This is a genomic window from Komagataeibacter melomenusus, from assembly GCF_013155395.1.
GTDB classification, from domain to species: Bacteria; Pseudomonadota; Alphaproteobacteria; order Acetobacterales; family Acetobacteraceae; genus Komagataeibacter; species Komagataeibacter melomenusus.
The window spans coordinates 1-7,344 of sequence record NZ_JABJWC010000079.1; the positions used below are offsets into that span (position 1 = coordinate 1).

Consider the following 7,344-nt stretch of genomic DNA (forward strand, 5'->3'; position numbering starts at 1 on the left):
AACCGAGCAAGTCGCTCTTCAACGTCAAAAAATCCCGCCTGTTTCATAGCGCCATTCCTCCAACCAGAACCAGAAAAATGGAATCACAGCGTAGGCCTCAATACCAAGAGGTTTTTAGAACCCTCCAGATCGGCGGCATTTCCCAGAAAGTTCTGTCCCAGGTTCTGAAGAACCTCGAACGCGACGGACTGGTCCTGCGTACTGTCCATGCCACGGTGCCGGTGGCGGTCGAATACAGCCTGACATCTCTGGGCGAAACATTGACGCAGGCTGTTGCCAGCCTGACCCACTGGGCCGAACAGCACATGGAGGAGGTTCAGGAAGCACAGCTCCGTTATGACGGGAAAAGGATCGACGGGTGATCTTCACAAGATCGTGTCGCTGTCTCTCCCCGTGCCTGTTTGCATACTGCATGGGAGTATGTGAAGGATACTAAGGGACAGTATAATTGGAGTGACCTTTTCGTGCCGCATACACCCGAAGAGAAAAAGCGCGTCCTGACACGGGTGCGCCGCATCAGGGGACAACTCGACGCATTGGAGCAGGCTCTGGAGAAAGGGGCTGAATGTGGCCCGGTGCTACAACAGGTCGCTGCGATCCGGGGCGCTACCAACGGCCTGATGGCGGGTATCCTGGAAAGCCATTTGCGTGAGGAGTTCGTCGAGTGCGCCGGGGACCGCGACGCGGCTTCCGGTTCCATCGAGAAGGTCGTCTCGCTCGTCCGGTCCTATCTCCGCTGATCCTGCCAAATATGAAGGAAACATCATGAAATCACGGGCCGCCGTTGCATTCGAGGCTGGCAAGCCACTTGAAATCGTCGAGATCGATGTTGAACCGCCCCGCGCAGGCGAGGTGCTCGTCCAGATCACCCATACAGGTGTGTGCCACACGGACGCCTTTACCCTGTCGGGGGATGATCCCGAAGGATTGTTCCCGGCGGTGCTTGGACACGAAGGGACCGGGATCGTGATCGAAGTCGGGGAAGGTGTAACCAGCGTGGCGCCGGGCGACCACGTCATTCCGCTCTATACAGCGGAGTGCGGTGAATGTCTGTTCTGCAAATCGGGCAAGACCAATCTCTGCATCTCAGTTCGCGCGACCCAAGGCAAGGGCGTCATGCCGGACGGGACAACACGTTTTTCTTACAAGGGCCAGCCGATCCATCACTACATGGGCTGTTCGACGTTCAGCGAATTCACGGTCGTCGCTGAAGTCTCGCTTGCTAAAATCAATCCGGCGTCCAATCCGGGGCATGTCTGCCTGCTCGGCTGTGGCGTGACGACCGGTATCGGTGCGGTACATAACACGGCCAAGGTACAGGCCGGTGATTCAGTCGCGGTCTTCGGGCTTGGCGGTATCGGTCTTGCCGTAATCCAGGGCGCGCGGCAGGCGAAAGCCGGACGGATATTCGCCATTGATACCAATCCCGAAAAGTTCGAACTGGCGAAGGCATTCGGCGCCACGGATTGCCTCAATCCCAAGGACTGTGACAAGCCGATCCAGCAGGTTTTGGTGGAAATGACCGACTGGGGCATCGACCATACGTTCGAGTGCATCGGCAATGTCAACGTCATGCGTGCGGCACTCGAATCCGCGCATCGCGGGTGGGGACAGTCGATCGTGATCGGCGTCGCCGGGGCAGGTCAGGAGATTTCCACCCGCCCGTTCCAGCTTGTCACCGGTCGTTCATGGCGGGGCACAGCGTTCGGCGGTGTGAAGGGACGCACCCAGCTTCCCGGGATGGTGGAGGATGCGATGCGCGGCGATATCCAGTTGGCACCGTTCGTAACCCATACGATGCCACTCGAAGACATCAACACCGCCTTTGACCTGATGCATGAGGGAAAATCCATCCGCGCCGTCATTCACTACTGAGGTCGATCCCTTTCATGCCGCCAGGTTTGACCAATGGCGGCATGGATGAAGGCGCATCTGCCCGATCCGGTTTGCGTATCTGATGGTAGCATTGTGTTTCGGGGCGAATGCGCGTTGACTGGATGAGAGCCGGGGCTGATTTATTAGTCATACTAATGACGTCATGCGGATTAACCTGACTAATTGAAAATGAAACTTCGGATTAAGCTGTCAGACTAGGGCAATCAGCAGATCGCGCCCTCTGATGCAGCCGCTCGTTGTTTTCAAACGTCAACCCTGAAGGATACCGACAGCCATGTCTCCTGAACCTGCTCCTCGCGACGTGCTCTCCCTAACCCGGCGCAAGGCATTGTCGCTCGGTGCGGCGCTTGGCGCTGCATCGCTCGTTCCCGCAGGCATGGCGCGGGCCGCGACACTGCCCACATCACTTCCTGTCACGGCCCGTCGCAAGTTGAGGGATCTGGAAGTATCGAGCATCGGTCTCGGCTGCCAGTGGGTTCCGGGGCACCCGCCGGGCGGTCTCAAGGATTTTTATGGCAGCTTTATAGATCGGGCCACGGGGATTGCCCTCATTCGGCGCGCGGTGGACCGGGGCGTGACGCTAATCGATACGGCGGAAGCCTACGGTCCCTTCCTCTCCGAAGGGGTGGTCGGCGAGGCATTGCAGGGTATCCGGGACAAGGTCGTCCTTGAGTCCAAGTTCGGTTTCAATATTGATCCAGAGACCGGAAAGCAACTGCCCGGCCTCAACAGCCGCCCTGAGCATATTCGGATTGCGATCGAAGGCATGCTCAAGCGCCTGCGAACCGACCACCTTGATCTCGTCTATCAGCACCGTGTCGATCCGGCCGTGCCGATCGAGGATGTTGTCGGCACGCTGAGCGACCTGATTACTGAAGGCAAAATCAGGCATTACGGGCTGTCTGAACCAGGTGTACAGACGATCCGGCGTGCGCATGCCGTCCATCCGGTCACCGCGATCCAGAATGAATATTCCATGCTGTGGCGCGGCCCCGAGCAGGAGATCATTCCCCTATGTGAGGAACTGGGCATCGGCTTCGTGGCCTGGAGCCCGCTTGGCATGGGATTCCTGGGAGGGGGCATCACCCCGTCGCGACACTTCACCAATGATTTACGGGCCATCATTCCACGCTTCGCGCCGGACGCGCTCAAGGCGAACATGGCGCTTGTTGACGTGGTCAAACGCTGGGCGCGCGCGAAGAACGCCACGCCCGCGCAGATCGCCCTGGCCTGGCTGCTGGCCCAGAAGCCGTGGATCGTGCCGATCCCCGGCACCACGAGAATCGCGCATATGGAGCAAAATCTCGGCGCGGCGGCGATCCATTTCACGCCAGACGAGCGGACGAAGATCAATGCAGACGTAGATGCCGTCCATATTCAGGGAGCCCGCCTGCCGCCTGCCATCTTGAGCATGTCCGGGGTTGAAGCGCCCCCAAAAGGCTAAGTGATTATTTGAAAACAAATCATTGATAAAAAACAATAAAAGTTTTTGGGTTCCGCCTTTTTTCAAAAAGGCGGTGTTCTTTGACGCTTTTTGAAAAAATCTTCACCAAAAACTTCCTTATGATTGCTGGATATTTTCTAATCTAACTTTTCAAACAGCCTGTAATCCGATCGTGTCTACATTGCGTATAACGGACAGGGCAGAAGCGAAATCGAAACAACAAAAGGCCGCCTGTCAGCCTGATGACAGGCGGCTTTACAAAATGATCCGTTAATGCGCATGTCGCGCGACAGATCATGAGGTCTGTAACGATTTACTGTTGCAGTTCGAATGCCCCTGCAATCGTCAGCGTCACATCGTCACCCACAAGCGGCACGTATTGTTTGACGCCAAACTGGCTGCGGACAATCGTACCCGTCGCCTCAAAGCCCACGGTAAACATCTTGTCGAGCGGGTTGGTCCCGCTGCCGACCAGACGGGCCTTCAGTGTAATCGGCCGGGTCACGCCGTGCAGGCTCAGATTACCGGTAATGTCGGCGGTGTTCGCACTGGTCTGGACAATGCGGGTGGATTTGAATGTGGCGTTGGGAAACCGATCCACATCGAACCACTGCGCGCTTTTCAGTTCACCGTCCAGCTTCGGCACCGTAGTGTCAACCGACTGCACCGGAATCGTGACATCAAGGCTAGACGCCGCGAGATGGGCGGGATCGATTTTAAGCGAGCCGGATGCTCCGGTGAAAAAACCGGAGAAATTACTGAAACCCATATGCAAGAGGGTGAAGCCAACCTGCGTATGATACGGCTCGACCCTGTATGTGCCAGCTTTTACCGCCGATGGGTCGGGCGAGGAAACCTGCTGGGCGGAGGCATAAGAAACCGCGCCGAAAACGGTCATCGCCATCAGCGCCGATGCCACGAAATTATGTTTGGTCATGAAGAATATTCCTGTTGGATAAAGGCAGATCAGGCCGGAACGCGGGCGATTTCGCTCTGGGCCTGGACAATGGCGGCCTCTTTGGTCTCAGCGCCCAGAGACAGGCCTTCTGCCCTGATCCAGACGACATCACGCACACCGATGAAGCCAAGGACCGCACTGAGATATTTTTCCTGGTGATCCAGAACTGCGGCCGGACTGTCGCCAGTATAGATCCCGCCGCGGGACGAGATAAGGAATGCCTTTTTACCCGCTGGCAGCAATCCTTCCGGGCCAGCCGCACCGTACTGGAACGTTTTGCCAGCCACGACAACGCGATCAATCCATGACTTGAGCTGAGCGGGAATAGAGAAATTGTACATCGGTACGCCAATCACGATGATGTCGGCGGCCGCCAGATCCTCGATATGGGAATTCCCGATCGCCAGATCTGCTTCCAGCGTGGCTTCCGTCACGGGATTACCCTGACGGGCCACCAGATGCGCGCCAGTCAGGTACGGCAGCGGATCGGCGGCGAGATCGCGGTAGAGCACGGTGGCGTCGGGATGCTCGGCCTTCTGCCACGCGACGGTTTCAGCCGAAAGCTGGCGGCTGACGGAATATTCGCCAAGGATACTGGAATCAATATGCAGGATCTTCACGTTGGTCTTCTCCGCAGGGGCGCAGGACACGGACCATCTGTTGCGCCCTGAAAACAGGTTTCCGATGGCCCTGAACATGATCCAGCATGTCCCATGAACACAGGTATCTATAAAGCCGTTATATTCCGATATATAATACCGGAACAGCCGATGGATGGAGTGAGCCTTGCTGGATGGCGTATCACTGGATCAACTGCGCACCTTCATTGCGGCCAGCGATGAAGGCAGCTTCTCGGCCGCCGCCCGGCTGCTGCGCCGGTCGCAATCGGCCGTCAGCGAAATGGTTGCAGGCCTTGAGGCCCAGATGGGTGTGATGCTGTTCGACCGGACGGGCCGCTACCCACAGTTGACCGTCGCTGGCAGGGTTCTGCTGGCCGATGCGCGCGGCGTGGTCGCGGGCGTGGATTTCATGAAGGCGCGGGCCAAAGGCATGTCGTCCGGGCTGGAGCCGGAACTGTCGGTCGTGGTCGATGTGTTCTTCCCGATGGACCGCATGACAGCCGTGGCGGCGAAGTTTCGCGAGACGTTTCCACACACACCCCTGCGGCTTTATGTCGAGGCCCTTGGCGGCGTGTTTCAGCCCCTGCTCGATGGGCGGGCCAGTATCGGTATTGCAGGCCCCCTGCCCGACCTTCCCCCGTCCATGTCCAGCGAGGCGCTGGGAGATATCCGCTTCCTGATCGTGGCCGCACATGATCATCCGCTGGCGCGGATTGACGGCGTCATTCCCCGGGAAGAACTGGCCCGCCACGTCCAGCTTGTGCTGACCGACCGCACCAATCTGTCCGCAGGCAAGGAACGTGGCGTCATGTCGCCCCTGACATGGCGGCTTGCCGATCTGTATGCCAAGCATCATTTTCTGCTGGGCGGTCTGGGTTGGGGTGGCATGCCACTTCATACTGTTCGAGCGGACATTGACGGCGGCCGACTGGTTGAACTCCGTATCGAGGGTATTGCCCACGGGGGCGCCGATATGCCCATGACTGTAGTCTATCCAACAACCGAACCGCCAGGCCCGGCTGGTCGGTGGTTGATTGATCGGCTCAAGCTTTGTCCTGCTGGATGTATTCGGCGTTAAACCCGTCTGCTGGCAAGCTTCTCCTCTCGCTCGGATCTCACTGCTCTTACAAGCGTATATTTTGAAAACCATCGTCGCCATTGAAGTGATGATCGCAGCATCGCGAGGTGCGCCGTGTTGCCCGTACCTCTGGCCGCCACCTGCCGCTCAGCTTTTCATACTTTTAGCCTTCACTTCGCATCGGCTAGGGGTTTTCTGCCCCGTCACAAGCAAGGAATAAATAAGCTGCGCTTATGAGCGTGTTCAGAAATTAACGCCTAATCGCCCAATAGATAACCGGCAGGTGTAGTCCAGCTTGACAAGGTAAGGAAATTCCCTTACATATGCCCGAGTGTAAATTGGGGATCTAAACATGGCTGCGCTGCTGAAAGAAGAAAGCAGGATCACCGCCAAGGGCCAGACGACCGTTCCCAAAAGCGTTCGGCAGGCTTTGGGCGTGGACTACGGCGGACGTATCGCCTTCTTTATCGACGATCAGCATCGGGTCTACGTCGAGAGGGCTAAGGACGAGGCAAGCGACCCAGTTATAGACCGCTTCCTTGCATTTCTGGCCGAGGACATGGGGAAACACCCTGGTACATCCGTTGCCGCTCTGCCCAGCAACCTTCGCGATCGCATGGCCGCGCTTGTCGGGGACATGGACATTGACCTCGATGCCAGCATTGACGGTGACGTTGCGCTCTAATCGTGATTACGATCAATGGCTGGACCATTCTGGCGCATCCCCTCTTTCTCGATCAGTTGGAAAAGCTGACCGACGCGGTCGAGGTATTGAAGGCAAAAAAGCCTAAAAAATACCAGAGGGAGGCGAACACGAAGCTGCTGGCTGCTTTGAGCAAGTTGGTATTCCAGACAATTCCTGCCGATCCGACCGCAACCGTCTATCGGCAAGGCTCGACACTTGGCGTCGCGCACAGGCACTGGTTCCGGGCAAAATTTGGTAATGGTCGTTTCCGTTTATTCTTTCGCTATGACTCGACCGCGAAAATCATCATCTTCGCATGGGTGAACGATGAAACGACTTTGCGGACCTATGGGGCAAAGACCGATGCTTACAGGGTTTTCAAAGGGATGCTGGAGGCCGGTGATCCGCCTGACGACTGGATCGCGCTTCGTGAAGCCGCGTCCGATCAGGCCGCAATCGATCGGCTGGAAAAAACCTCGCCTTCGGGCCCATGACGAATATTATTGAAAGTCATAAGAGTGGGCATTGCCCTTTGGTCTAGGGCCTGTTAGATCTTGAATTTCTTCCCATATTGTAGGGATGGAAGAAGGAGACAGAACAGGCACCTTTACGGACGAGACATGGGCGATCTGGGAACCTCTGATTGAGGAGGTTCGCCCGAGG

General features: G+C 57.2%; 9 protein-coding genes. 7 read left to right on the top strand and 2 right to left on the bottom strand.

The features are described from left to right. The 4 genes from HNW77_RS16650 to HNW77_RS16665 all read left to right on the top strand — a co-directional run. Positions 1-362 (top strand): winged helix-turn-helix transcriptional regulator (locus tag HNW77_RS16650; protein WP_172159171.1); only part of this gene is annotated, 362 nt, incomplete at its 5' end. Between the two features lie 102 nt (positions 363-464). Next, positions 465-740, top strand: coding sequence for a formaldehyde-responsive transcriptional repressor FrmR (gene frmR, locus HNW77_RS16655; protein ID WP_025812363.1), 276 nt, complete (start codon positions 465-467; stop codon positions 738-740). 25 nt (positions 741-765) lie between these two features. After that, positions 766-1,875 (top strand): S-(hydroxymethyl)glutathione dehydrogenase/class III alcohol dehydrogenase, encoded by a 1,110-nt coding sequence (locus HNW77_RS16660; RefSeq protein WP_172159173.1) that lies wholly within the window; start codon positions 766-768, stop codon positions 1,873-1,875. A 295-nt stretch (positions 1,876-2,170) separates the two neighbouring features. Then, complete coding sequence (locus HNW77_RS16665) at positions 2,171-3,340, top strand: aldo/keto reductase (RefSeq protein ID WP_172159174.1); 1,170 nt, start codon at positions 2,171-2,173, stop codon at positions 3,338-3,340. A gap of 313 nt (positions 3,341-3,653) precedes the next feature. Here the strand turns inward: HNW77_RS16665 and HNW77_RS16670 are convergent, their stop codons facing one another. Beyond that, on the bottom strand, positions 3,654-4,277 hold the full coding sequence (locus HNW77_RS16670) for a YceI family protein (protein WP_172159176.1): 624 nt from the start codon (positions 4,275-4,277) through the stop codon (positions 3,654-3,656). Between the two features lie 29 nt (positions 4,278-4,306). Next, positions 4,307-4,996, bottom strand: coding sequence for an FMN-dependent NADH-azoreductase (locus tag HNW77_RS16675; protein WP_172159178.1), 690 nt, complete (start codon positions 4,994-4,996; stop codon positions 4,307-4,309). 88 nt (positions 4,997-5,084) lie between these two features. Here HNW77_RS16675 and HNW77_RS16680 point away from each other — a divergent pair, with 88 nt between their 5' ends. The 3 genes from HNW77_RS16680 to HNW77_RS16690 all read left to right on the top strand — a co-directional run bounded on the left by HNW77_RS16680 (position 5,085) and on the right by HNW77_RS16690 (position 7,175). Then, positions 5,085-5,996 (top strand): LysR family transcriptional regulator, encoded by a 912-nt coding sequence (locus HNW77_RS16680; protein WP_172159180.1) that lies wholly within the window; start codon positions 5,085-5,087, stop codon positions 5,994-5,996. A 352-nt stretch (positions 5,997-6,348) separates the two neighbouring features. Continuing rightward, positions 6,349-6,681 carry a type II toxin-antitoxin system PrlF family antitoxin gene (locus tag HNW77_RS16685; protein WP_172159182.1) on the top strand — a complete coding sequence of 111 codons (333 nt, stop codon included), beginning with the start codon at positions 6,349-6,351 and terminating at the stop codon, positions 6,679-6,681. Between the two features lie 2 nt (positions 6,682-6,683). Next, on the top strand, positions 6,684-7,175 hold the full coding sequence (locus HNW77_RS16690; RefSeq protein WP_172159184.1) for a type II toxin-antitoxin system YhaV family toxin: 492 nt from the start codon (positions 6,684-6,686) through the stop codon (positions 7,173-7,175). The last annotated feature ends 169 nt before the right edge of the window (positions 7,176-7,344 follow it).

What these genes read in the sequence shown, in the direction of transcription:
- HNW77_RS16670 (WP_172159176.1), bottom strand. Translation starts at nt 4,277, where the DNA reads ATGACCAAACATAATTTCGTGGCATCGGCGCTGATGGCGATGACCGTT.
- HNW77_RS16660 (WP_172159173.1), top strand. Translation starts at nt 766, where the DNA reads ATGAAATCACGGGCCGCCGTTGCATTCGAGGCTGGCAAGCCACTTGAA.
- HNW77_RS16675 (WP_172159178.1), bottom strand. Translation starts at nt 4,996, where the DNA reads ATGTTCAGGGCCATCGGAAACCTGTTTTCAGGGCGCAACAGATGGTCC.
- HNW77_RS16685 (WP_172159182.1), top strand. Translation starts at nt 6,349, where the DNA reads ATGGCTGCGCTGCTGAAAGAAGAAAGCAGGATCACCGCCAAGGGCCAG.
- HNW77_RS16665 (WP_172159174.1), top strand. Translation starts at nt 2,171, where the DNA reads ATGTCTCCTGAACCTGCTCCTCGCGACGTGCTCTCCCTAACCCGGCGC.